Origin of the sequence: Rhodoplanes roseus (assembly GCF_003258865.1) — a bacterium.
GTDB classification, from domain to species: Bacteria; Pseudomonadota; Alphaproteobacteria; order Rhizobiales; family Xanthobacteraceae; genus Rhodoplanes; species Rhodoplanes roseus.
In genome coordinates this window covers 1-854 of the sequence record NZ_NPEX01000614.1, presented here as the reverse complement: position 1 = coordinate 854, position 854 = coordinate 1, and the positions used below count along the sequence as shown (strand labels likewise).

Genomic DNA, 854 nt, shown 5'->3' with positions numbered 1-854 from the left:
GCGAACGGCGACTTCCGCTTCGATCGCCGCGCCGGCGGCGGCGTGACGCAGATCGCCGCCGGCGGCGACCGCACGCCAATCCTCGATCGGTGGTTCGCCTGGTCCACCGGCAGCGCGATCCGGGTCCAGCAGATCGGTGCGTTCACGCCGACCTCGCGCTTTGCCAATGCCTTGGAGCTCACGGTCGGTCCCGGTGCGGTCGGGGCGCACGTGTCGCAGCAGATCCTGTCGGACGATATCCGCGATCTCGCTGCGTCCGAATCGACGGTGACGCTTTCCGGAGCGATCACCGGGCCGGGAGGCTTTCCGGTTGGATGGTCCGCCTACGCGCCGGCGGCATTCGACTCGTTCGGCACGGTCGCGGTTCCGACCCGGACCCTGATCGCGTCGGGCACATGGAACGTGGATGGCGTCATCTCTGAGCAGACGGCGACGTTCGACCTCCCCACCTCGGCAGCGAACGGTCTTGAGATCGAGTTCACTGTCTCGCTGACCTCGACGTCCGCCTCGATTCCGATCCAGTTCTACGCCGTGCAGCTCGAAGCGGGCGCCGAGAAGACCGGCTTCTCCTGGCGTCCGCGAAGCGTCGCGCAGGTCGAGGCCAGCGCGCCGCGCGAGCGTCTTCCGGCCGATCGCTACTACTTCGTCGACGCGGCGACCGGATCCGACCAGAACACCGGCCGCCGCTGGGCTTCGGCTTTCGCCTCGGTGCAGAAGGCGCTCGATACCATCGCGCAGCTCGACATCGGCATCTTCAACGTCACGGTCCTGGCCAAGGCCGGGACTTACGGGCCGATCGTCGTCCCGGCCGCCTGGATGGGCTCCGGCACCGTCACGGTGCAGGCCGACACCGC

General features: G+C 68.6%; 1 pseudogene. It reads left to right on the top strand.

The window, feature by feature from the left end:
* A pseudogene (locus tag CH341_RS34705) lies at positions 1-854 on the top strand (hypothetical protein); the annotation flags it as partial.